General features: G+C 64.7%; 22 protein-coding genes. 8 read left to right on the forward strand and 14 right to left on the reverse strand.

The window, feature by feature from the left end; translation table 11 throughout:
• The first annotated feature begins 103 nt into the window (after window positions 1-103).
• Complete coding sequence (locus tag D0T21_RS32850; RefSeq protein WP_373886667.1) at window positions 104-853, forward strand: hypothetical protein; 750 nt, start codon at window positions 104-106, stop codon at window positions 851-853.
• Window positions 853-1,551: a ribonuclease HI family protein gene (locus D0T21_RS09875; RefSeq protein ID WP_116990002.1), complete on the forward strand. Its 699-nt coding sequence runs from the start codon at window positions 853-855 to the stop codon at window positions 1,549-1,551. The genes D0T21_RS32850 and D0T21_RS09875 overlap by 1 nt, the downstream gene beginning before the upstream one ends.
• Here the strand turns inward: D0T21_RS09875 and D0T21_RS09880 are convergent.
• The 3 genes from D0T21_RS09880 to D0T21_RS09890 form a co-directional block, all read right to left on the reverse strand.
• Window positions 1,548-3,179 carry a methyl-accepting chemotaxis protein gene (locus D0T21_RS09880; RefSeq protein ID WP_116990001.1) on the reverse strand — a complete coding sequence of 544 codons (1,632 nt, stop codon included), beginning with the start codon at window positions 3,177-3,179 and terminating at the stop codon, window positions 1,548-1,550. The two genes, D0T21_RS09875 and D0T21_RS09880, sit on opposite strands and share 4 nt — an antisense overlap.
• Window positions 3,179-3,673 carry a chemotaxis protein CheW gene (locus tag D0T21_RS09885; protein ID WP_116990000.1) on the reverse strand — a complete coding sequence of 165 codons (495 nt, stop codon included), beginning with the start codon at window positions 3,671-3,673 and terminating at the stop codon, window positions 3,179-3,181. Before D0T21_RS09885 ends, D0T21_RS09880 begins: the two co-directional genes overlap by 1 nt.
• A 94-nt stretch (window positions 3,674-3,767) precedes the next feature.
• Entirely contained in the window at window positions 3,768-4,070 is a 303-nt protein-coding gene (locus D0T21_RS09890; protein ID WP_147328079.1) for a hypothetical protein, read from the reverse strand.
• Between the two features lie 158 nt (window positions 4,071-4,228).
• Here D0T21_RS09890 and D0T21_RS09895 point away from each other — a divergent pair, with 158 nt between their 5' ends.
• Genes D0T21_RS09895 through D0T21_RS09905 form a run of 3 tightly spaced genes read left to right on the forward strand, consistent with a single transcriptional unit; the run spans window position 4,229 to window position 6,967 of the window.
• Entirely contained in the window at window positions 4,229-4,888 is a 660-nt protein-coding gene (locus D0T21_RS09895) for an HD domain-containing protein (protein ID WP_116990073.1), read from the forward strand.
• Window positions 4,889-4,907: 19 nt separating this feature from the next.
• Complete coding sequence (locus tag D0T21_RS09900) at window positions 4,908-6,167, forward strand: TCR/Tet family MFS transporter (protein ID WP_116989998.1); 1,260 nt, start codon at window positions 4,908-4,910, stop codon at window positions 6,165-6,167.
• Window positions 6,164-6,967 (forward strand): ABC transporter substrate-binding protein, encoded by an 804-nt coding sequence (locus D0T21_RS09905; RefSeq protein WP_116989997.1) that lies wholly within the window; start codon window positions 6,164-6,166, stop codon window positions 6,965-6,967. Before D0T21_RS09900 ends, D0T21_RS09905 begins: the two co-directional genes overlap by 4 nt.
• A 24-nt stretch (window positions 6,968-6,991) precedes the next feature.
• Here D0T21_RS09905 and D0T21_RS09910 read toward each other — a convergent pair whose 3' ends face one another.
• Window positions 6,992-8,905 carry a CocE/NonD family hydrolase gene (locus D0T21_RS09910; protein ID WP_116989996.1) on the reverse strand — a complete coding sequence of 638 codons (1,914 nt, stop codon included), beginning with the start codon at window positions 8,903-8,905 and terminating at the stop codon, window positions 6,992-6,994.
• Between the two features lie 56 nt (window positions 8,906-8,961).
• Window positions 8,962-9,147: a hypothetical protein gene (locus D0T21_RS09915; RefSeq protein ID WP_147328080.1), complete on the reverse strand. Its 186-nt coding sequence runs from the start codon at window positions 9,145-9,147 to the stop codon at window positions 8,962-8,964.
• Window positions 9,148-9,479: 332 nt separating this feature from the next.
• Here D0T21_RS09915 and trpS point away from each other — a divergent pair, with 332 nt between their 5' ends.
• The 3 genes from trpS to D0T21_RS09930 are packed head-to-tail and all read left to right on the forward strand — an operon-like array spanning window position 9,480 to window position 11,817.
• Window positions 9,480-10,532 (forward strand): tryptophan--tRNA ligase, encoded by a 1,053-nt coding sequence (gene trpS, locus D0T21_RS09920; protein WP_116989994.1) that lies wholly within the window; start codon window positions 9,480-9,482, stop codon window positions 10,530-10,532.
• A gap of 5 nt (window positions 10,533-10,537) precedes the next feature.
• Window positions 10,538-10,846, forward strand: a complete 309-nt coding sequence (locus D0T21_RS09925) for a DUF1294 domain-containing protein (RefSeq protein ID WP_116989993.1) — start codon at window positions 10,538-10,540, stop codon at window positions 10,844-10,846.
• A gap of 11 nt (window positions 10,847-10,857) precedes the next feature.
• Window positions 10,858-11,817 carry a DMT family transporter gene (locus D0T21_RS09930; protein WP_116989992.1) on the forward strand — a complete coding sequence of 320 codons (960 nt, stop codon included), beginning with the start codon at window positions 10,858-10,860 and terminating at the stop codon, window positions 11,815-11,817.
• Between the two features lie 18 nt (window positions 11,818-11,835).
• Here the strand turns inward: D0T21_RS09930 and D0T21_RS09935 are convergent, their stop codons facing one another.
• The 9 genes from D0T21_RS09935 to D0T21_RS09975 form a co-directional block, all read right to left on the reverse strand.
• Window positions 11,836-12,555 carry an FMN-binding negative transcriptional regulator gene (locus D0T21_RS09935; protein ID WP_307720712.1) on the reverse strand — a complete coding sequence of 240 codons (720 nt, stop codon included), beginning with the start codon at window positions 12,553-12,555 and terminating at the stop codon, window positions 11,836-11,838.
• A 2-nt stretch (window positions 12,556-12,557) separates the two neighbouring features.
• Window positions 12,558-13,172: an LON peptidase substrate-binding domain-containing protein gene (locus D0T21_RS09940; protein ID WP_116989990.1), complete on the reverse strand. Its 615-nt coding sequence runs from the start codon at window positions 13,170-13,172 to the stop codon at window positions 12,558-12,560.
• Window positions 13,173-13,237: 65 nt separating this feature from the next.
• Window positions 13,238-14,515: an amidohydrolase family protein gene (locus tag D0T21_RS09945; RefSeq protein ID WP_116989989.1), complete on the reverse strand. Its 1,278-nt coding sequence runs from the start codon at window positions 14,513-14,515 to the stop codon at window positions 13,238-13,240.
• Between the two features lie 93 nt (window positions 14,516-14,608).
• Complete coding sequence (locus D0T21_RS09950) at window positions 14,609-14,899, reverse strand: H-NS family nucleoid-associated regulatory protein (protein WP_008447725.1); 291 nt, start codon at window positions 14,897-14,899, stop codon at window positions 14,609-14,611.
• A gap of 180 nt (window positions 14,900-15,079) precedes the next feature.
• Window positions 15,080-16,261 carry a PepSY domain-containing protein gene (locus tag D0T21_RS09955; protein WP_229211428.1) on the reverse strand — a complete coding sequence of 394 codons (1,182 nt, stop codon included), beginning with the start codon at window positions 16,259-16,261 and terminating at the stop codon, window positions 15,080-15,082.
• Between the two features lie 63 nt (window positions 16,262-16,324).
• On the reverse strand, window positions 16,325-17,239 hold the full coding sequence (locus D0T21_RS09960; protein ID WP_116989987.1) for a LysR family transcriptional regulator: 915 nt from the start codon (window positions 17,237-17,239) through the stop codon (window positions 16,325-16,327).
• On the reverse strand, window positions 17,236-19,575 hold the full coding sequence (locus D0T21_RS09965) for a GAF domain-containing protein (RefSeq protein WP_116989986.1): 2,340 nt from the start codon (window positions 19,573-19,575) through the stop codon (window positions 17,236-17,238). Before D0T21_RS09965 ends, D0T21_RS09960 begins: the two co-directional genes overlap by 4 nt.
• Complete coding sequence (locus tag D0T21_RS09970; RefSeq protein WP_229211429.1) at window positions 19,572-19,952, reverse strand: hypothetical protein; 381 nt, start codon at window positions 19,950-19,952, stop codon at window positions 19,572-19,574. The genes D0T21_RS09965 and D0T21_RS09970 overlap by 4 nt, the downstream gene beginning before the upstream one ends.
• 20 nt (window positions 19,953-19,972) lie before the next feature.
• Entirely contained in the window at window positions 19,973-22,228 is a 2,256-nt protein-coding gene (locus tag D0T21_RS09975; protein ID WP_116989985.1) for a TonB-dependent siderophore receptor, read from the reverse strand.
• Between the last annotated feature and the right edge of the window lie 82 nt (window positions 22,229-22,310).

The raw sequence follows: 22,310 nt of genomic DNA on the forward strand, positions 1-22,310 counted from the left end.
TTGTGTCAGATGTAAAAAGTTGCATCATCGGGAGCCATCCCTGACGCTGCTTGCTATAGTTCGTTCAAGCGTTGCACGACGACGCGCAAACGGAGAACACATCATGATCAAACGCTCGCACACCATTTACGCTGCCGCCATGCTCGCGTTGAGCGCCGCTGCATTCGCTCCAGCCATCGCGTCCGCGCAGGTCGGCGTCAGCGTCGTGATCGGCAACGCACCGCCGCCTCCACGTTTTGAAAGCCTGCCGGCGCCGCGCCACGGCTACGTCTGGGCGCCAGGCTATTGGAACTGGGACGGCTATCGCCACGTATGGCTGGCCGGCCGCTGGGAACCGGAACGCAGCGGCGCGCAGTATCGCCGCGCCGAATGGATACGCGACGGCGGCAACTGGCGCCTGGATCCGGGCGGCTGGGTGACCGTCGGCCCGGCACCGGTGCAGGTGGACTATGTGACCGTCGCCCCGCCGCCACCGCGTTATGAGCGGATTCCGCCGCCGCGCTACGGCTACATCTGGGCGCCGGGCTACTGGGACTGGCGTGGCCACCGCCACGAATGGGTAGGCGGCAGCTGGGTCGCCGAGCGTCCGGGCTACATTTATGCCCAGCCGCGCTGGGTGCAACGCGATGGCCGCTGGCTGCGCGAGGAGGCGCGCTGGGATCGCGGCCCGAACGGCGACCGCGATCATGACGGCATCCCGAATCGCTACGACCGTCACGACAACCGGGACCATGGTAACGGCCGTGGCGACAAGGACCACGATGGTGTACCGAACCGCTACGACCGCGATCGCGACGGCGACGGCGTGCCTAACCGCGTCGACCGGCATCCCGACAACCCGCGTCGCGATTGATGAACGACGCTGATTTCGACGTACTGGCCACGGCCGCCTACAAGGGCGAGCGCGTGGCCGCTCGTCGTCTGGCGGCGCGTTCGGCGGTGAGCGAGGCGCAGGCCTTGCACCAAGTGCTGACGCAGGTGGCGGGCGTGCAGGGTTTGGCGCTGCTGCTGGCTGAACGCAGCGCCTTGCGCCTGCGCGACGAGGAGCTGCGCTCGGCAAAGTTAGCGGAAAAGGCGCTGCAATTGGAACAGCGCGCGGCGCGCATGCGGCCTGCCACCGATGGTTGGCGTGGATGGTTCGACGGTTCGGCGCATCCGAATCCGGGGCAGATAGGCATTGGTGCGCTGCTGTGCGGACCGGGTGGCGAGCGGGTGGAAATCAGCCGCCGCGCCGGCTATGGCAACAGCGGTGAGGCAGAATACCTGGCGCTGACGGCCTTGCTCGAAGCGGCCGTCAGCGTGGGTGCGACCGGGCTGGTGGTGCACGGCGACAGCCAGGTGGTAGTCAACGATGTGAACCTGAGTGCGCAGGCGGTGGCCGCCGGCCGTGGCGCCAAGGGACTGGAAGAACATCGCCGACGCGTGACGGACTTGATGGCGCCGCTGGGCGCCGTGAGCCTGCACTGGGTGCCGCGCCACCGCAACGGCGACGCGGACCGCTTGTCGCAACAGGCGATCGACAGATCGCCCGGCGACAATAGCGAAGTTTAGGCGCGGCTGGTCAGGCGCAGCGCCGGGCGCGATGCGGCGGTGCGTGGCGACGTACCGCGCGAACGCGACGACGACGCCAAACCATCCACCTTGAACACGCTGACCGCCTGCGCCAGCGCCGCTGCCTGCTGCTGCATCGATTCCGCCGCTGCGGCGGCCTGTTCGACCAGCGCGGCGTTCTGCTGCGTCACGCCGTCCATCGCACCGATGGCCTGATACACCTCGTTGATGCCGGCGCTCTGCTCGGTGCTGGCCGCCGTGATCTCGGTGATGATGTCGCTGACGCGATGCACGCTGCTGACAATTTCATCCATCGTCAACCCGGCATCGGCCACCAGCTTGCTGCCCTGGTTGACCTTGTCGACCGAATCACCGATCAGCGTCTTGATCTCCTTGGCCGCCGACGCCGAACGCTGCGCCAGGTTGCGCACTTCCGTCGCCACGACCGCGAAGCCGCGTCCCTGCTCACCCGCGCGCGCCGCTTCCACGGCGGCGTTCAGCGCCAGGATATTGGTCTGGAACGCGATGCCATCGATGACCGCGATGATGTCGACGATCTTGCGCGACGACTGGTTGATCGAATCCATCGTATCCACCACCTGCGACACCACCATGCCGCCCTTGACCGCCACCTGCGCGGCAGATGCCGCCAGCTGGTTGGCCTGGCGCGCGTTGTCGGCGTTGTGCTTGACGGTCGACGTCAGCTCTTCCATCGACGATGCGGTTTCCTCCAGCGCGCCGGCCTGCTGCTCGGTGCGGCGCGACAGATCCTGGTTGCCCGCCGCGATTTCGCTCGACGAGGTGGTGATATGGTCGGTGCCGCTGCGCACTTCGGTGACGATGCCCAGCAGGCTGGCGTTCATCTCCTTCAGCGCGGACAGCAGCTGGCCGGTTTCATCGCGCGCGCTGTCGTCGATATGGCCGGTCAGGTCGCCGCCGGCGACGCGGCGCGCGGCCGTCACCGCCACTTGCAACGGGCCGGTGATGCCGGTGGTCAGCAGCCAGGAACTGACGGCGCCGAAGGCCAGCACCAGCACCGCCAGCAGGTACAGCAGGTTGCGGCTGCTGGCCGCCACTTCGTCGATGTGGACGGCGGTGGCGTCGATTTTCGCGCGCTGCATTTTCAGCAGTTCCTGCATCAGCGCCTGGTAGCTGGTGGAGCCCGGACGGAATACGTTGGCGAAGACCTTCTCGGCCTCTTCCAGTTCGCCGGCGCCTTTCAGCTTGGCCACCTGGTCGCGCGACGACAGGTAGATCTTGCGCTGCTCGCCGACGCGGCCGAACAGCTCCTTCTCGTCGGCGTCGACGATCAGGACTTCCACTTTCTTTTGGTATTCCGCCGAGATGGCCGACGAGGCTTTCGCTTCCTCGGCGAAGAAGGCGCCCAGCGATGGATCGCTGCTGCGGGCGATGGCGGTGGTGCGTCGGATAGCGCTATCAATCTTGCTTGACCAGTCGGAGATCATACGCTCCTTGGCCAGCGGCACCTGCATCATTTCGCGCGTGGCCGTGGCCACGCCCTGCAGGCGCCAGACGCTGATCGCGGTGATCAACATCGCAAACGCCAGGATGATGCTGAAGCCAAGTGCCAGGCGTTTGCCGATGCTGATATTGGCCAGCATCGTCATCACGCCGCCAGCGCGGTGTTTTCGACCAGGCCCATATCGGCGCTGGACATCAGCTTGTCGATATCGACCAGGATCAGCATGCGCTCGTCCAGCGTGCCCAGGCCGACGATATGGTCGGTGTTGATGGCCGAGCCGATTTCCGGCGCCGGCTTGACTTGTTCGGGCATCAGCGTGGTGACGTCGGAGACGCGGTCCACCACCATGCCGACCACGCGGTGGCCGATGTTGAGGATGATGACCACGGTGAACTGGTCGTACGTCGGCGTGCCCAGGTTGAACTTGATGCGCATGTCGACGATCGGCACGATCAGGCCGCGCAGATTGACCACGCCCTTGACGAAATCGGGCGCGTTGGCGATGCGGGTCGGGGTTTCGTAGCTGCGGATCTCGGCTACTTTTTGGATATCAATGCCGTACTCTTCCTGGCCCAGGGTGAAGGCCAAATACTCGCCGGCGGGGGTCGTTGCGTGCAGTTCGCTTACATTACCAGACATGGGGTTTTCCTTCATTGCTAAAGTGACTGACAGCAATGTTACCTCAAGTCAAATAAAGACGCAGCAAATAAATGCACCAGAGAAACAAATAGGCTTACCGCAATTTCCACCTTGGTTTTTCCACCAGCTGGGAGGCCGGGGCGGGCAACGCGCGCAGCACGGTGGTGGCGACGGCGCGCGGATTCGGCGCCTGGGGTTCCGGCTTGGCCGGCTCGGCGTCCACTGCGACGCGCTTGGCCGACAATGGAGTGACGGGGTTCGAGCGCGCGCCGGACGGACGGAAATCCTCCCCCTTCAGCTGGAAATGGGGCGCCACGGTCGGCGTGTCGTCCAGCGCCAACGCATGACCGCAGACCAAGGCCAACAATATCGGTGCAAGCGCCGGGAGGTTACGCATCAAAGTGCCTGTCATTATCAAATATGGTTGCATTTTGCACAATCTCATCGTACTTGGCAAGCACACAATTTTTAATCGTCACCCAGTTACCCTGCACAAGGGCTGAATCAGGCTGTATGATCTGAAAAACTGATCGTCCAAGACATCACTGGAGAATGATGAACAGCTTGCTGAACAGCTGGCACCCGCGCCTGGTTCGCCTGGCCAGTGCCGCCGCCGGAGTCGATGGAGCACACGATACCAACCACCTGCACCGGGTCTGGCGCAACGCCACCCTGCTGCTGGACGATTATCCCGAGGCCGACGCGCTGGTCGTGCTGGCAGGCTGCTATCTGCACGACCTGGTCAACCTGCCCAAGAACGATCCCGAACGCCACCTGGCCTCGCGCAAGGCGGCGCTGCTGGCCAGCCGCCAGTTGGCCGAACTCGATTTCCCGCCCAATAAACTGGCCGCCGTCGCGCATGCGATCGAGAGCCACAGTTTTTCCGCCGGCATCCGCGCCGAAACCATCGAGGCCAAGATCGTCCAGGATGCCGACCGGCTCGACGCGCTCGGCGCGGTGGGACTGGCGCGGCTGTTCTACACGGCCGGCCGCATGGGCACCGCGCTGGCGCATGCCGACGATCCGATGGCGCTGCACCGCGAGCTCGATGAAAAAGCCTATGCGCTCGACCATATCGACACCAAGCTGGCCACCCTGCCCGGCAAAATGCAAACGGCCGCCGGCCGCCGCCTGGCGCAAAACCGCCTCAACGAGCTGACCGCCTTCCGCGACAGCTTCATCGCCGAGTGGGCCGCCAGCCCGGCGGCGCCCTGACCCTCTTCACGCAGACCACATGACCACGCCCGATACCGCAACCACCGCCATGCCGGCCGCCGCGCCGGCGGGCAACCTGAACTTCATCCTGATCTGCGTATTCATCGACATGCTGGGCATCGGCCTGATCGTGCCGGTGCTGCCGATGCTGATCGGCGAGTTCGCCGGCTCGCGCGAAAACCAGACCCACTGGTTCGGCATCATGAGCGCGGTGTTCGGCCTGATGCAGTTCATCTTCATGCCGATGCTGGGCGCCGTCAGCGACCGTATCGGCCGCCGGCCGGTGCTGTTGTATTCGATGGCCGGCATGTGCATCAACTTCCTGTCGACGGCGTGGGCGCCCAACCTGGCCTGCCTGTTCATCGGCCGCGTGGTGGGCGGCATGTCGTCGGCCAGCATGTCGGTGGCCTCGGCCTACGCGTCCGACGTGTCGACGCCGGAGAACCGCGCCAAGAGCTTCGGCAAGGTGGGCGCGGCGTTCGGCCTGGGCTTCATCTGCGGCCCCATGCTGGGCGGCCTGCTGGGCAACGTCAATCTGCACCTGCCGTTCTATGTGGCGGGCGCGCTGTCGGCCGCCAATTTCGTCTACGGCTATTTCGTGGTGCCGGAATCGCTGCCGGCCGAGCGCCGTTCGGCGTTCAGCCTGGCCAAGATCAATCCGCTGACGGCCTTGTCCAAGCTGGCGCGCCGCACCGACATCCGCGGCCTGGTGGTGACCTTCGCGCTGGTCACCTGCGCGCAGATGATGCTGCAAACGACCTGGGTGCTGTACACCAGCTTCCGCTTCGACTGGACGCCAGGGCAAAACGGCGCGGCGATGTTCTGCGTCGGCCTGATGGCGGCCGTGGTGCAGGCCGGCCTGTTGGGCATCCTGATCAAGCGCTTCGGCGAAGTACGCCTGTCGCTGATCGGGATGTGCTCGGGCGGCATCACCTACCTGCTGTACGGCCTGGCCACGCAGGGCTGGATGATGTATGTGCTCATCATCTGCAACGTGCTGTCGTTCGCCGTCGGTCCCGCGCTGCAGGGCATCATCTCGAAATCCACACCGCCCAATGAACAGGGAGAATTGATGGGCTCTTTGCAATCGATCAGCAGCCTGGGTGTGATCTTCATGCCACTGCTGGGCACCGCCATCCTGGCTGAAGTGGGTCACCTGCCCACCAACGACTGGCGCATCGGCAGCACCTTCTACCTGTGCGCCGTGATGCAGGCGCTGGCCATCCTGGTGGCGCAGCGCTACTTCCGCCAGCACCACATGCAGGCCGCCAAACCATGAGCTGGCGCGGTATCGCCACGCTGCTGGCGGCAGGCGTGATGCAGGCCGGCGCCGCCGCCGAGTGCTCGCACGATATCGCGGTGCCGGTATCGGCCAGCGGCGCCAGCGTCCAGGTCGAAGGCACGCACATCGGCGGCATCTACCCCGACCTGTTGCGCAGCATGGGCGCCAAAAACGGCTGCAACTTCGTCTTCACGCTGGTGCCGCGCGCGCGCCAGGTGGCGATGTACAAGGACGGCAAGGCGGAGCTGCTGGTGCCGGCTTCACGCACGCCGGCGCGCGACCTGCTCGGCACCTTCGTGCCGATGATAGGCCATCGCGCCATGCTGATTTCCGTCGCCGGCCAGCGGGCGCCGATCACCAGCGCGAAGAATTTGCTGGAACGGCGCGATCTGCGCGTGGCCGTGGTGCGAGGCTTCGACTATGGCGAGCAATACACGGCGCTGGTCAACGAGCTGGCCAAACAAGGCCGCCTGTTCACCGAGGTCGATGTGGTGGCGGTGGCGCGCCTGCTGAACGCCGGCTCGGCCGACCTCACCATCATGGGACCGACGCTGATGGCCGGCGCGATCCGGCGCGACCAGCGCGTCAACGGCATGCAGGAAAAGCTGCGCATGGAGGCCATTCCGGAATTGCCGTGGCACGAGAGCGGCGCCTATGTGTCGCGCGCGCTCAAGCCGGAAGACCAGCGGGTGCTGGTCGACATGCTGGAAAAGATAGGCAGGTCGAACCAAGTGATGGACGGCTACCGCCGCTACTTCCACTCGGACGTGTTGAACGACAGCGTCCGTCCCCGCTAGGCTAAACGGTTTATTCCGTTTAGCTTATTTCCCTTCCACCACCGGCAGCTCCAGCGCACTGCTCTCGGCGCCGGCGTGGTACACGCGCAGCGTCGCTTTCTTGTAGTCGGCCGGCTTGGCGTAGAAGATGTTCGGCACGTAGGTCTGCGGATTGCGGTCGTACAGCGGGAACCAGCTGGACTGGATCTGCACCATCACCCGGTGGCCCGGCAGGAATACGTGGTTGGCGTTCGGCAGCGCGAAGCGGTACTTTTCCACCGCGTTGGGCGTGATCGGCGACGGGTGTTCCAGGCTGTTGCGGTAGCGGCCGCGGAAGATGTCCATCGCGATGCCCAACTGGTAGCCGCCCAGCTCCGGCTGCGACGGCACTTCGTCCGGGTAGACGTCGATCAGCTTGACCACCCAGTCGGTGTCGGTGCCGGTGGTCGAGGCGTACAGGTTGACCATGGCGGCGCCGGAGATCTGCAGCCGCGCCTTCAACGGCTCGGTGACGTAGCTCAGCACATCGGTGCGGTCGGAGACGCCGCGCTGGTCGCTCACCAGCCACGGACGCCACACGTTCGCATCGTTCATGTGCACCGGGCGCGGCACGAACGGCACCGGCTTGGCCGGGTCGGACACGTATTCATCGTAGGCGGCGCCGTCTTTCGGCGCATCGAAGTCCAGCTTGAAGTCCGACTGTAAATACATCGGCTTGAGCGGCGCCGGGCAGCCGGTCTCGCAGGCCAGCGGCCAGCGCGGCAAACGCTGCCAGCGATTGACGCCGGTCTGGTAGAACAGCACCGGCGGCGTGTCGGCCACCGGCGCGCCGTCCTTCAGGTACTGGTCGAGGAAAGGCTGCATCACGTCGCGGCGGAATTCCAGCGCGGTGTCGCCGGTGAACTTGAACGCGCCCAGACTGGAACCCTCGTAATTGACGCCGCTGTGGCGCCACGGCCCCACCACCAGGAAATTCTTGTTGTTGGCGGTGTCCTGCGGTTCGACCGCCGAGTAGAAGGCGTAGGCGCCGTAGATGTCTTCCTGGTCCCAGTAGCCGACCACGGTCATGGTCGGCACCTTCATCTGGCGCTTGGCCAGGATCTTGTCCAGCGCCTGCTGCTGCCAGTAGCCGTCGTAGGCCGGGTGCTCGAACAGCTTGCGGGTGAAGTTGAGCTGGTCGAGGCCAAACTGCTTGGCGTAATCGGCGGTCGAGCCGCCGCGTAGCGCGCCTTCGTAGTCGTCGTAGACGCCGGTGGCCAAGGTCTTGCCACTGCCTTTGGCGGCGGTCTGGCCGGCGATGTAGCTCAGGTTGGGCAAGCGGAAGGCGCCGTTGTGGAACCAGTCGTCGCCGCGCCAGCCGTCGACCATGGGGCTCATCGGCACCGCGACCTTGAGCGCCGGATGCGGATCGACCAGCGCCATCAGCACGGTGAAGCCTTCGTAGGACGAGCCTATCATGCCGACGTTGCCGTTGCTTTCCGGGGTGTTCTTGACCAGCCAGTCGATGGTGTCCCAGGCGTCGGTGGAGTGGTCGGTGCGGGTGTCGTTGAGCGCGCCCTTGACCGGGCGGGTCATCACGTACTCGCCTTCGGAGCCGTATTTGCCGCGCACGTCCTGGTAGACGCGGATGTAGCCGTTCTCCATCATCACTTCGTCGCCCTGGCCGACGGTGGCCAGCACGCTGGGGCTGACGTTGCGCTGAGCGCGGCCGCTGGCGTTGTAGGGGGTGCGGCTCAATACCATCGGCGCGTGGACGGCGCCCTTGGGGATGACGATCACGGTGTGCAGCTTGACGCCGTCGCGCATCGGGATCATGACGTCGCGCTTGACGTAGTCGGCGTTGGGGACGGCGGTGTCGAACTTGGCGGGGATATCGGGCGCCATCGGCGGCGTGGGCGTTTGCGCCGTTGCGGCGGAGACCATCAGGGTGGAAAGCACTGCAACTGCAAGGTCACGCATATCGGCTCCGGTAAAGGGTATTGCTCAAGATCGGCAATACTACCTTATCGTTAGAATTAATGCATGAGCTTGAAGAGTACGGCAGTCAGGCCGGTTTGCACGACGATCACGCCGACCATCCACTGTATCAACTCGGACTTGAGCTGCGCCAGGCGCATGTCGAGGTAGTTCTTGGTCACCAGGTGGCTGTCGACAAGCTGAAACATGGCCGAGGCCAGCGCCTTGGCCTGTTTCTCTGGCATGCCGCCTTCAATCAGAGTATCCATAAATGCGACGGAATCGAAGTTATCAGGCATTTTAGTCCCCTTTGATTTAGGCCGCGAGCACTCAATCTAGTTCCGAATCCCTCGCCGGGCCTTGCGGCGCCTCACACCTTGACAGACCGGCGCTGAGCTGCAACCATACGCGCATGAAATTTTTTACTACACTTCACGCCTGCCTGATTTGGCGCCGCTCCTAGCGCGCGGCCACTGTCTACCCATAGTGATGTGATATTTTTATCAACGCCGCCCTTTATCTGGTGGCGTTTTTTATATTCGTCGCGCCAGAACGGGGCAACGTAAAGGAACCCCTGATGAGCTTGACCGAACAGTCCGAAGTAATCGCCACCGCGCCGGCCGCGTCCAAAGGTCCCACCGTGATCCTGACCGGTGACCGCCCGACCGGCCCGCTGCACCTCGGCCACTTCGTCGGCAGCCTGCGCAACCGCGTCGCCTATCAGCACCAGTACAAGCAGTTCATCATGCTGGCCGACGCCCAGGCGTTGACCGACAATATGGACGACACCAACAAGGTGCACCGCAACGTGGTCGAAGTGGCGCTGGACTATCTGGCGGTCGGCATCGATCCGGCCAAGTCGACCATCCTGATCCAGTCGCAGATCCCGGAACTGGCCGAACTGACCTTCTACTACCTGAACCTGGTGACCGTGGCGCGCCTGGAGCGCAACCCGACCGTCAAGACCGAGATCGCGCTGCGCGGCTTCGAGCGCGACATCCCGGCCGGCTTCCTGACCTACCCGGCCTCCCAGGCGGCCGACATCTCGGCGTTCAAGGCTTCCATCGTGCCGGTCGGCGAGGACCAGATCCCGATGATCGAGCAGACCAACGAGATCGTGCGCCGCTTCAACCGCCTGGTCAACCAGGACATCCTGGTCGAGTGCAAGGCGCTGGTGCCGGAAATCGGCCGCCTGCCGGGCACCGACGGCAAGGCCAAGATGAGCAAATCGCTGGGCAATACGATCAACCTGGGCGCCACCGCGGCCGAGATCACCGCCGCCGTGAAAAAGGTTTATACCGATCCGCTGCACCTGCGCGTGGAAGACCCGGGCCACCTGGAGGGCAACGTCGCCTTCATCTACCTGGACGCCTTCGATCCTGAGCAGGACAAGCTGGCTGAAATGAAGGCGCATTACGTGCGCGGCGGCCTGGGCGACTCGATCGTCAAGAAGCGCCTGGAAGTGGTGCTGCAAGAGATGCTGGCGCCGATCCGCGCCCGCCGCGAAGCGCTGGCTCAGGACAAGGGCTACATCATGCAGATGCTGAAGGAAGGCACGCTGCACGCGCGCGAAGTGGCGGCGCGCACCGCCGACGAAGTCAAGGCCGCCCTCGGCCTGAGCTACTTCTGAACCCGGTGACGCCGGACGCCCTGCCCTCGCAGCTTGCGCTGCTATGGCTGGCGGCGGTGTACGGCGTCGCCAGCATCATCTGCTTCATCGCCTACGCGGCCGACAAATCGGCCGCCATCAAGGGCCGCCAGCGCACGCCGGAAAGCACGCTGCTGTTGTGGGGCCTGGCCTGTGGCTGGCCCGGCGGCCTGCTGGCGCAGCGCTGGCTGCGCCACAAGACGGTCAAGACTTCATTCCAGGTCGCCTACTGGTGCAGCGTGGCGCTGAACCTGTCCGCGCTGGCCGCCGTGTGGTGGCTGTGCAAAAACTACTGAGGAATTCAACCATGTGGCATGGCGTGATGTGCGGTTTGCTGGCGGGCGCCATGTGGGGCATGGTGTTCATCGTGCCGGAATTGCTGACGGCGTTCACGCCGCTGGAAATGGCCTGCGGGCGCTACATCGCCTACGGCCTGATCGCCGGCGCCCTGATGGCGCGCCGCCTGCCCGCGCTGCTGCGCCGCCTCGACCGCGCCGACGTGGTAGCGATGGTCAAGCATGCGCTGGCCGGTAACATCGTCTACTACATGCTGCTTGCGCTGGGCGTCAAGTTCGCCGGCGTGGCGGCCACTTCGCTGATCATCGGCGTGCTGCCGATTTCCGTCACGCTGGTCGGCCAGAAGGACCACGGCTCGGTGCCGCTCAAGCAGCTGATGCTGCCGCTGCTGCTGGTGGCGGCCGGCATCGCCTGCATCAATATCGACGTCTTCACCCACGATGCGGGCAACGGCGCGCCGCTGGCCGACAAAATTCTCGGCGTGCTGTGCGCGGCCGGCGCGCTGCTGTGCTGGACCTGGTATTCGGTGGACAATGCGCGCTACCTGAAGCGCAATCCGCATTTCAGCAGCGGCGAGTGGTCGGCTTTGTACGGCCTGTCGAGCGGCTTGATCGCGCTGGCGATCGCGCTGGCGGGGCTGGCGCTGTTCCATGCCGACGTGACCGGCGCCGGCGCCGTGGCCAGCGGCCGCGATTGGACGCTGTTCTGGATCGTCAATGCGCTGTTGGCCTTGGGCGCTTCGGTGATCGGCAACCACCTGTGGAATATCGCCAGCCGCAAGGTGCCGCTGACCTTGTCCGGCCAGCTGATCCTGTTCGAGACCCTGTTCGCGCTGCTGTATGGTTGCATCTACAAGCAGCAGCTGCCGCGCGGGCTGGAGATCGCCGCCATGCTGCTGCTGGTGGCCGGCGTGATGTGGTCGATGCGCGTGCACGCGCTGGACGACGCCAGCGAGGCGCACGCCGGCTAGTCCGGCTAGCCCGGCCGGTTATTCGGGCTTGATCCGTTCCGCCACCAACCCGGCCATCGCGCCATCCTGCAAGCCCTCCACCACGCCGCGCTGGTCGGCGGCGCTGCGGTTCTGGCTGACCTTCCATTTGCCCACCAGGCTGTCGATCGGAATCTCGATGCCGACGATGCCTTTCATCGTCGCGGCCATGAAGTCGGCTGGCGCGTCGTCCAGCTCCCACGGCTGCGGCAGGCCGCTTTCGTGCCTGGCGGTCAGGTGGTCCAGCAGGCGGCGCAGCCAGAGCGGATCGTCCACCGCCTTTGCCACGCCGCGCGCCTGCACCATCGCGTAGTTCCAGGTCGGCACCACCTTGTGCGTGGTGCGCTTGGTTTCATACCAGCTCGGGCTGATGTAGGCCTCCGGCCCCTGGAACACCACCAGGCATTGCGTCGCAGCCTCCAGCCTGCGCCACAGCGGATTGGCGCGCGCCACGTGGGCGCGCAGCACGCCCAGTCCGGAGCTGCCCTCGTCGGCGTACAGCATGAAGGGAATCAGGTCGGCGGTGACGCCGTCGGCATCGACGACGATCAGCGTGGCCAGCGGATAAGCGTGCATCAGGCCATGGCGGACTTCAAGACGGTCTTCGGCGAAAGCGGGCTGCAGGTACATGGCTGGGCGGGTGGCGTGGATGATGGGACCAGTGTAGCAGCGGCGCCTGCCGGACGACAGAGCCAGCGCGGCGCCCCGCGATGGGGCCATGCTCAGTCGAGCAGGCCGTTCTCGCTCAGCACGTCCTGGATCAGTTCCAGCCGCAGCACCGGGTTTTCCTGCAGCAGCAGGCGCTGCTTCTCTTCCACGTCCAGCCGCAGCAGCTCGCACCAGCGGTTCGCCACCCAGCCGGCTTCGTCCAGCCGGTACGGCGGCGCCAGCGGCATGTTGGCGGTGGAGATCTGCTTCTTCTGCAAGGAGCGGATCAGGGAGCCCAGCGCGTTGGCGACGTCCTGCTGCTCGCTGGGAATCGGCACCACCATGTCTTCGGCCACTTCCTCGACCTCGGCCATCCACAAGCCATGCTTGAGCTGCTCCGCGGATTTGATCTGGAAGCGCGTGGTGCCGATGCAGGAGATTTGCAGCAGGCCCGGCAGCGGCGCGGTCCAGTCGAGGATGCGCGCCATGGTGCCGGCGTCGGATAGGGTTTCATGTTTGTCGGGCACGCGGGTTTCGCTGCCTTCGAGCAGCGGCACGACGCCGAATTCTTCGCCGCGGGCGATGCAGCGCTTGACCAGGTCGAGGTAGCGCACTTCAAACACCTGCAACGGCAAATGCCCGTCCGGGAACAGGATGGTATTAAGCGGAAAAAGAGGAATTGATGCCATTCCGCTATCATCGCATGAAATCGCTGTGCTCGGTTTAGACAGACCGCACTAACCTTACGGCTTCCTTAAGGTCGGCGAAAAATCAGGCCGCCTTTCATCACAAAAGCAACGCTGCGCAGCACGCCGATATCCTTGGTCGGGTCGCCCTGCACCGCCACCAGGTCGGCCAGGTAGCCGACGCGGATCTGGCCCAGCGAGGCGGCGCGGTCCAGCACCGACGCGTTGACCACGGTGGCCGCTTGCAACGCCTCGGTCGGCGTCATGCCCAGCCTGACCATCCATTCCAGCTCGCGCGCGTTGTCGCCGTGCGCAAACACGCCGACGTCGCTGCCGTTGCCAATGATGACGCCCAGCTTGCGCGCCAGCTGGAAGGCGCGCGCGGCGGCCTGCATGGATGGCGTCGGCGGCCCGCCGCGCTGATATTTCTGGAAGTATTCGCTGGTCGCCTCGGGCGCCGTCAGGGTCGGAAAATAGGCGATGCGGCGCTCGGCCATCAGGCGGAAGGTGGCCTCGCTGCCGCCGTAGCCATGCTCGACGCTGTCGACGCCGGCCAGCGTGGCGCGGCGCATGCCTTCGTCCGTGCTTGCATGCGCGGAAACCTTGCGCCCCGATTCGTGGGCGGCGGCCACCAGCGCATTCAGTTCGGCCTGCGAGAAGGTGGCGTGGGCGCCGCCGTCGGCGCCGGTGCGGTAGTCGGCGTAGACCTTGATCCAGTCGGCGCCGCGCGCGCCCTGCTCGCGCACCGCGCGCGTGACCTCGTCGACGCCGCTGGCTTCCTGCGCGCCCTTGGGCAGGTCGACGTCGGCGCGATAGCTGCGCGGCGACGGACCATAAGTGCCGGTGGCGACAATCGCGCGGGTGGCGATGAATAAACGCGGACCGGGAATAACCCCGTCTTCTATCGCTTTTTTAATCGCGACATCGGCATACAAAGCGCCTTCGGTGCCCAGATCGCGCAGCGTGGTAAAGCCGGCTTGCAATGTGGCGGCGGCGTGGCGTCCCGCCAGCAAAGTGCGGTATTCCACCGACTCCTTTAAGACCTGGTCATCCCACGAGGTTTCGTTATATGGATGCAGCAGCACATGGGAATGCAGATCCATTAATCCAGGGATCAGCGTGGCGCCGGGCAGGCGGATACGCTCGACGCCGGCGGGGACATTCATTTTATCGCTGGGGCCGACGGCGGCGATCTTGCCCTGCACGATAAGCACCGACCAATCGTCATGCGCGGGGCCGTCGCCGGTCCAGACGCGGTCCGGGCTTAATAAGCTGTCGGCTGCCTGCGCGGCGGGAGTAACGAGGGAAATTAAAGCGGAGAATAATACTGCGGCACGGCGCATCATGGATCGCGTCCCAAAAGAGAAAAGCCGGGGCCGGGGTTTATAAGAAATATAAACCCGCACACCCCGGCCTTGCAGCGAGCTTGCCGACTAAGCTTACTTAATCAGATACTGCTCTTTGTCCTTGCCTTCCAGCCATTTCGGCGCGCGGCCACGGCCGGTCCAGGTCTGGCCGGTAGCGTCGTCACGGTATTTGGTTGGCACCGGTGCGCGGGTTTTGACCGTCTTCACCTTGGCTACGCCGCCCAGATCCGCCACGGTCAGGCCGTATTCACGCATGATAGCCGTGACTTTCTCTTTGGCCTGCGCGATTTCATTCTTGCGGGCGCTTTCGGCCAGGTTTTCCAGTTCGGCGATCTTTGCTTTGTATTCCTGGTAAGTCGTCATCGTATTTCCTTCTTATCGGCGGGTTAAATATTAAAAAAAACCACTGGTGACAATGTGTGAGAATTGATTAGCGCAATTTACCATAACTTTGCGCTGATTCTCCAGAGATATATGTGACAAATACCAATATAGCGATAAAAACGAATAATTTCCACTACTGTTGTTCAAATGAAGCGCGTATCAGACGCTTTTACGGCGGCGCCGTAATACCCAGGTGGAAAGCCCCGTTATAAAGAATAAGGCCGGCAACAAACCAGCAATCACCATAAGCCAACGGCCTGTGGCACCGCCGAATTGGCCTGAATGCAGCGGAAATAAAGACGCCAGGAAGCGGTCGCCGCCAGTGCCGGCCAGCGGATTAACTGTTTCAATCACGGCGCCGCTGCGGATATCGATCAACAGGCGCAAGGTGCCGGTGCGCTGCCAGTCGTCGGCGCGGCGCAGGCGCACCTGATACAGGCCGCGATCCGGCTGGCGTTGCAGCGCCAGCAGCACGGCGCCGTCGCTCAGGTGCTGTTCGGCGATGGCCTTGGCGTCGTTCCAGGAAATCGTGGTTTCGCCCTGTTTCACCGCCGGCATGGCGATGCCGCGGTGTTCGGCGCTGACTGCCGCCACCTGCCCCACCAGCGCACGCCCCAGCTCCGGCAGGCCGTTATAAAAACCGGTGACGGCAACCACCAGCATCAGCACGATCGCCAGCAGGCCGGCCGAGCGGTGCAGGTCGAAATGGCTGCGGTAGGCGTTCTGGCGCAGGTTGACGCGCAAGGCCCGCTTCCAGCCCGGCGTGGAATTCGGGGTCGGCCAGGCCAGCAGCAGGCCGGCGATCAGCAAGGCCACCCAGGCCAGCGCCAGCCAGCCCAGCGCGACGCGGCCGGGCTTGCCTTGCAGCAGGCTGTTGTGCCAGCGCAGCAGGGTCGGCACCAGATGCGGGGCGTCGAAACCCACTTCTTCGCGGTTGCGGCTGCCGAGCAAGGCACCGCTGCACGAGTCCAGCATGGCCTCGTTGTCGGCTACGCCGGGCGACTTGAAATACAGGCCGTAGCTGGCGCCGGCATGGCTGGGCAGGTACACCGAGCTGACCTTGGCCTGCGGCCACACGCGCTGCAAGCTGGCAACCGCGCTGGCCACATCCAGCGGCGCGACGCAGGGCACGGCGTTGTGGACCAACTGGGGATTGAGTTCGGCGTCGATCTCGTGGTGGAACACCAGCAGGCTGCCGCTCAGGCCGGCCAGCACCAGCGCCAGGCCCAGCGTCAAACCCAGCCAGCGGTGCAGCCACAACACGCCGGGACGGATGGCCTGGCGCAGGCTGCGCGACGGTCGGTGAGCTGGGTGGTGGGCGGTGAACATTGGACTCGGCATCAAAAGAGGACGCCGATTATACTAAAAGTTTCATTGAGGATGCGAACAATTCTCAATTACCGCTTATTCGCAGAGCGGTCGGAGCTCGATGCCATCCTTGACGACCTTGCGTATCAGGTTGGCCAGGCGGCAGGTCGCGGGGCCGGCCACTTCCGGGTTGGCAACGATCAGCGACAGCGACAGTTTGCGGCGCTGCCCCACCCGCAGCGGCAGCGGCTTGAGCAAGCCCTGCTCCAGCTGGGACTGGATCTTGTGTTCGGGCACCCAGCCGAAGCCCAGGCCGTTGCACAGCATCTCCAGCCGCGTGTAGGGATTGGTGACGCTCCAACGCTGATTGCTGCTGAGCCAGCCATGGTCGCGCGGATTCAGCGTGCCGGAATCGCGCACCACGATGTGCAGGTTGCGGCTCAGATCGTCCACTTCCAGCTCGCGGCCCAGCGCGTGCAGCGGGTGGCAGGGATGGGCCACGGCGACGAATTCGATATCCATCAGCGCGTCGCCCAGGAAGCCGGGCGGGATGCGGCTGGCGATGGCGATATCGACCCGCTGCTCCACCAGCGCATCCTCGGAGCCGGACAGGATGGTCTCCTCCAGGTTGACGCGGGTGTGCTGGGCCCAGGGCTCGAAATCGCGCAGCACCTGCACCAGCAGTTCGACCGGGAACAGGCTGTCGACGGCGATGCCGACCTGCGGCTCCCAGCCTTCGGCCAGGCTGCCGGCCAACTGCTCCAGCTGGAAGGCCGCGCCCAGCAGCTCGCGCGCCTTGGCCAGCAGGGCCTCGCCGTTCTTGGTCAGGCGCGCGCGGCGGCCGTCGATTTCCAGCAGCTCCACGCCCAGTTGCTCCTGCAACTTGGCCACCATGTAGCTGACCGAGGATTGGCTGCGGTGCAGCGCCTCGGCCGCCTGCGCATAACCGCCGCATTCCACGATCGCCTGCAAGACCTTCCATTGTTCCAGCGTGCTGCGGGGTATCTTCACTTCGATTCCATGACAAAAGTGCCGTCCCAGTCGTCGGGCGGCGGAGTGGCCGCCATGTGGTCGCAGCGCTCGATGTACAGCGCGGCCACCTTGTCGTGCGGATTGAGCGCCAGCACCTCGCCGAACAGCTTGCCGGCGGCGGCCCAGTTGCGCTTGCGGTAGCTTTGCACGCCGTTGCGGAACAGGCCCATGGCCTCGACCAGGTTCGGGTAGCTGTCCTCGCTGTGGAAGTCCATCACCTCGTAGATCGACACCGGCTGGGTCTTGCCCTTGACTACCACGATGTCCACTTCGCGCAGGCGGTAGGTGCCGCGCAGCGCCCGGTAGGTGAACTCGCTGATGAGGATGCGCGCGCCGTACTGCTTGCAGGCCGATTCCAGCCGCGCCGCCAGGTTCACGCCGTCACCGATGATGGTGTAGTCCATGCGCTTCTTGGAGCCGATGTTGCCGGACACGACCTGGTCGGTGTTGAGGCCGATGCCGATCTCCACCGGCGGCTTGCCCTCGCGCGCGCGCAGCTGGTTCCAGGCGCTCAGCTCGTTCATCATGGCGATGGCGGTGCGCAGCGCGCGGTCGGCGTCGTCGTCGTGGCCGACCGGGATGCCGAAGGCGGCCATGATGGCGTCGCCGATGAACTTGTCGAGCATGCCCTCTTCGCGCTGGATGCAGTCGACCATCATCGTGAAGTATTCGTTGAGCAGCGTCACCGTGCCCTGCGCGCCGAGCTGCTCGGTGATGGTGGTGAAGCTGCGGATGTCCGAGAACAGCACCGTGGCCGGCACGTTTTTACCGCCCAGCATTTCGGCGCCGTTGGCCACCATCTGGTCGGCGATGCCGGGGTCCATGTAGCGCGACATGGTCGAGCGCAAGCGCTTCTCGCTGGAGATGTCTTCGAGCATCAGCATCCAGCCGATGCGCTTCTTCTCCATCGACAGCAGCGGCTGCACGCTGAAGTTGACCGACAGCGTGACGTCGTCCAGCACCAACTCGGCGTCCATCAGGTGTTCGGCGGTCTGCTTTTCCTCGACGTGGCGCAGCTTGTCCATCACCCAGGTGTTGGCGGCGCCGAAGAACTCCGCCGCCGAGCGGCCGACGATCCCATCCGCCGCGGTGCGCAGGATGCGCAGGCCGGCGGCATTGCAGGTGACGATCTTCTCCTGGCTGTCCAGCGTGATGACGCCGTTCGACATCGACTCCAGCATGGCTTCGTTGTAGTTCTTGATCTGCTGGACGTCGGCGAACAGCTTGGCGTTTTCCAGCGCGATCGAGATCTGCGCGGTGAAGGCGCGCAGCCGCGATTCGTCCTCGTGGGTGAACGGGCCGCCGCGCTTGTTGAGCACCTGCGTCACGCCGATGATCTTGCCGGCCTTGTTGACGATCGGTACGCACAGGATGGAGCGGGTGAAGTAGCCGGTGCGCTTGTCGAACGCCGGATTGAAGCGCAGGTCGGCGTAGGCGTACGGGATGTTGATGGTCTTGCCGGACGTGAAGACGGCGCCGGCGATACCGGCCGTGTTGGGCAGGCGGATTTGCAGCGACTCCAGGCCCTGCCCCACTTCCGACCACAGCTCGCCGGTTTTCTCGTCGTTGAGGAACAGGGTCGAGCGCTCGGCGTTGAGCAGGCGCGTGGCCTCGCCCATCACTTTCTGCAGCAGCGAGCCGAGCTTGATATCGGCGGTGACCTCGGACACCACATCGATAAATTCCATCTCCTGGCGCCGGATCTTCTTCATGCTTTCAAGGAAGCGCGCGCTTTGCAGCGCCAGCGTGCCTTGCGTGGTCAACGCTTCCAGCAATTGCAGGTCGGCGCGGGTGAACTTGCCGCGGCGCTTGTTCAGCGTTTGCGATACGCCGATGATCTCGCCCTTGAAAGTCTTGATCGGCACGCACAGGATGTTGCGGGTGACGAAGCCGGTCTGCTCGTCGATGGAACGGTTAAAGCGCGCATCGGCGTAGGCATCGGCGATGCTGACCGCCTCGCCGGTGGTGAACACGTGGCCGGCGATGCCGGTATGGTTGAGGAAGCGGATCTCGCGCTGGATATTGCCCTGCGCGACGCGCGAAAACAGTTCGCCGGTCTCGGCGTCGTTGAGGAATAGCGTGCCGCGTTCGGCGTCGAGTTCCTCGGTGGTGACGTCGATCAGCGCGGTCAGGATTTCGTCCAGCGTATCGTAGGCGGCCATGCGGCGCGACACTTCCAGCAACAGTTCGACCTGGCGCAGCCGCTTGCGCTGGGCGCCGGCCACCGCCTGCGCCGAGGCGGCTTCGCTCTTGACGACCGGCTTGGCCGGCACGCTGCGGATCGCGGGCTTCGAGCTTGATACGGGATCTCTCATGCGCGCGCCTCCAGTGCATCACGCAAGGCGCGGATGGTCTCGTGCAGCTGGGCGATTTCGGCGTGGCGGACGGTGTTGGCCTGTTGCAGCGCGTCGATTTTTTCCTGCGTCAGCTTTTCCAGGCTGGTGCGCAGGGCGGCGACGGTGTCGCGCAATTGGCTGATCTCGCTGTGGGCGAAGGACAAGGCGTCCTGCACGGCGTGCTGGCGCTCGTTGTGGGACAACTCCAATTCCGAGCGCAGCACGACCACGGTGCGCTGCAAATCACGCACCTCGGCCAGCGCCAGACGCAGGCTGTCGTCCTCGGGCTGGATCGTCTCGGTAACTTTAGGCTTTTTCAGGGGAGGCCCGCTGCAAGAAGTACACTGCAGCATCATATCACCTCGGAATCACGCCTTCAAAACCGCTTTTCGAGGGTGACCCGCAGCTGGGTTTCGCCACTGGCCACCGTCAGCCGGTTCTGCGTGCCGCTGGCGTCGCTGTACAGGCTTTCCGTCACGTAGTCCTGCCCCAGCAGGTTGGACACGGCGACGCGCAGATTGTTCTGGGTGTCGATTTTCCACAACGCGTACACGTCCAGGTCGCGCCGCACGCTGGTGTAGCCGCCCTGGGTGCCGCTCAAACGGGCCAGGCCACCGTTGCGGAAGCTGAAGCTGCTGCCGGTGCTGAGCATGCCGTTCGGGCTCTTGTAGTCGACGCCCAAGGTGGCGCTGAGCGGGGTCTGCTGGTCGAGGCGGTTGTCGGGGCCAGGCACGCTTTCCACGCGCGACCAGTTGCGGCTGACGCTGGCGCGCACATCCAGCGCCGGCGCATGCTCGATCAACGCGCGCACCGGGAACTTGGCCTCCAATTCGATGCCGCGGGTTTCGGCGCGGCCGTCGTTGATCGAGGTCGAGACCCAGCGCTGGTCTTCGTACAGCAAGCCCTGGTGGGTGTAGTTGTCGATGCGGCGCATCGAGGCGCTGGCGCTCAGCAGGCCGCCCTCGCCCCAATAATGTTCGAACGAGGCGTCCAGGCCCAGCGCCAGTTCCGGCTTCAGGTGCGGATTGCCGCGACGGTCGGGCTCGGTCGGGCTGTTGTTGGTCGAGGTGAACTTGCGGGGAATCAGGCTGGAGGTGGATGGCGCCTTGTAGGTTCGGGTCAGTGCCACGCGCAACTGGTCTTTTTTGTTGGGGAACTTGAACAGCGTTTGCATCAGCGGGCTGAACACGCTGGAGCGCTGCTGCACGGCGTCGAAGTTATTGCCGTCGCTGCGGGTGTCCAGGCCTTCCCAGCGCACGCCTGTGTACAGCGACCATTGCGGCGTCAGGTTCCACTCGTCCTGGCCGAACAGCGCCAGCCGCGCGACCTTGGCCGAGAAACCTTCGTCGCTGTTGTCCGGCGGGAGGCCACCCGGCAACGTCGCTTCGCGCTGGCTGCGGGTGTCATCGCGCTGGGTGATGCCGGCGTCCCAGCCCATAGCCAAGGCATGCTCGGTCGGCGCCTCGCCCTTGCCGTCGGCCGGCGCCGCGACTAAGGTCAGCGGCCGCGAATACTTGCCCTGGGTGCTGAAGCCCTGCTCGCTGCTGGACGATACCACGGTGCGCACCAGGGTCGCCGGCAGGCCGTTGTTGCCGCCGAACTGCAGGGAATCGGCGGTGTTGCGGTTGTCGCTGACGGCGGCCTTCAGGTCGAGCTTGGCGCCCTCCTCCAGCTTGTGCACCCAGTTCAGGTCGGTGCGGCCAAAGCCGTTGTGGCTGCTGAAGGTGCTGTCGATGCGGTCGTAGTCCGGGCCTTTGCCGAGCATGGTGGTGGTGCGGCCGTGGCTGTTGCTGACGAACTGGTTCAGGTTGACGAAGGTTTGCGAGGTCAGCGTGTCGCCGTTGCCCAGCGTCCAATTGATGCGCGGCGACAGGTTCATGCCGTCGGCGCGGCCCTGGTCGTGCAAGGTGGCGGCGCGATCCAAGTTGGGAATGCCGGCGGCGTCGGTCCCGGTGTCGAACGACGGCGTTACGCGGTTGTACATATAGCGCCAAGCGTTGGCGCCGAGCGAGTAGGAGGTGCTGCCGAGCTTGTCCGACATCTGCAGGCTGACCGCTGGCGAGCTGAACTTGCTGCCCTTGGCCTCGCTGAACTTCACTTCGCGCTGGGCCGCCTTGAGCGCCTTCTTCAGCACGATGTTGATGGTGCCGGCGATCGATTGCGTGCTGAACTCGGCGCTGGCGGCGCGCAGGACCTCGATGCGCTCGATCACGTCGGGCGACAGGCTGTCGATGGCGAAGCCGGCCGGGGCGCGCTCGCCGTTGATCAGGATCTGGGTGTAGCCGTTGCCCAGGCCGCGCATGCGGATCTCGCCGCCGCTGCGGCCGGCCGCGCCGCTGACGGTGATGCCGGGCACGCGCTTGAGCACGTCGTTGACCGAGGTGTCGCCGTATTTCTGGATTTCCTCGCTGGTGACGACGGTCTTGCTAGCGGTATCATCGCGGCGCGGGTCATAGCTGGCGGCGGCGCCCTTGATCTCCACCTTCTGCATCGGGGCCGCTTCGGCCGGCTTGGCCTGCTGCTTGGCGGGCGCTTGTGGCGCCTCGGCCTCGGCATGGGCGGCGCCGGTGGCGAAATAAATGAACAGGACAGCGGCAGCGATCTGCGTCAGGCGAAGTTGGCGAGCAGGCATGATTCTTAAGGGCAAGTGGTCGGACAAGTGGCGAGCCTGCATTATGCCTTGATTTATTCAAAATGTTCAGCAATTAACAAGA

The organism is Duganella sp. BJB476, assembly GCF_003416895.1.
Lineage (GTDB): Bacteria > Pseudomonadota > Gammaproteobacteria > Burkholderiales > Burkholderiaceae_D > Rugamonas.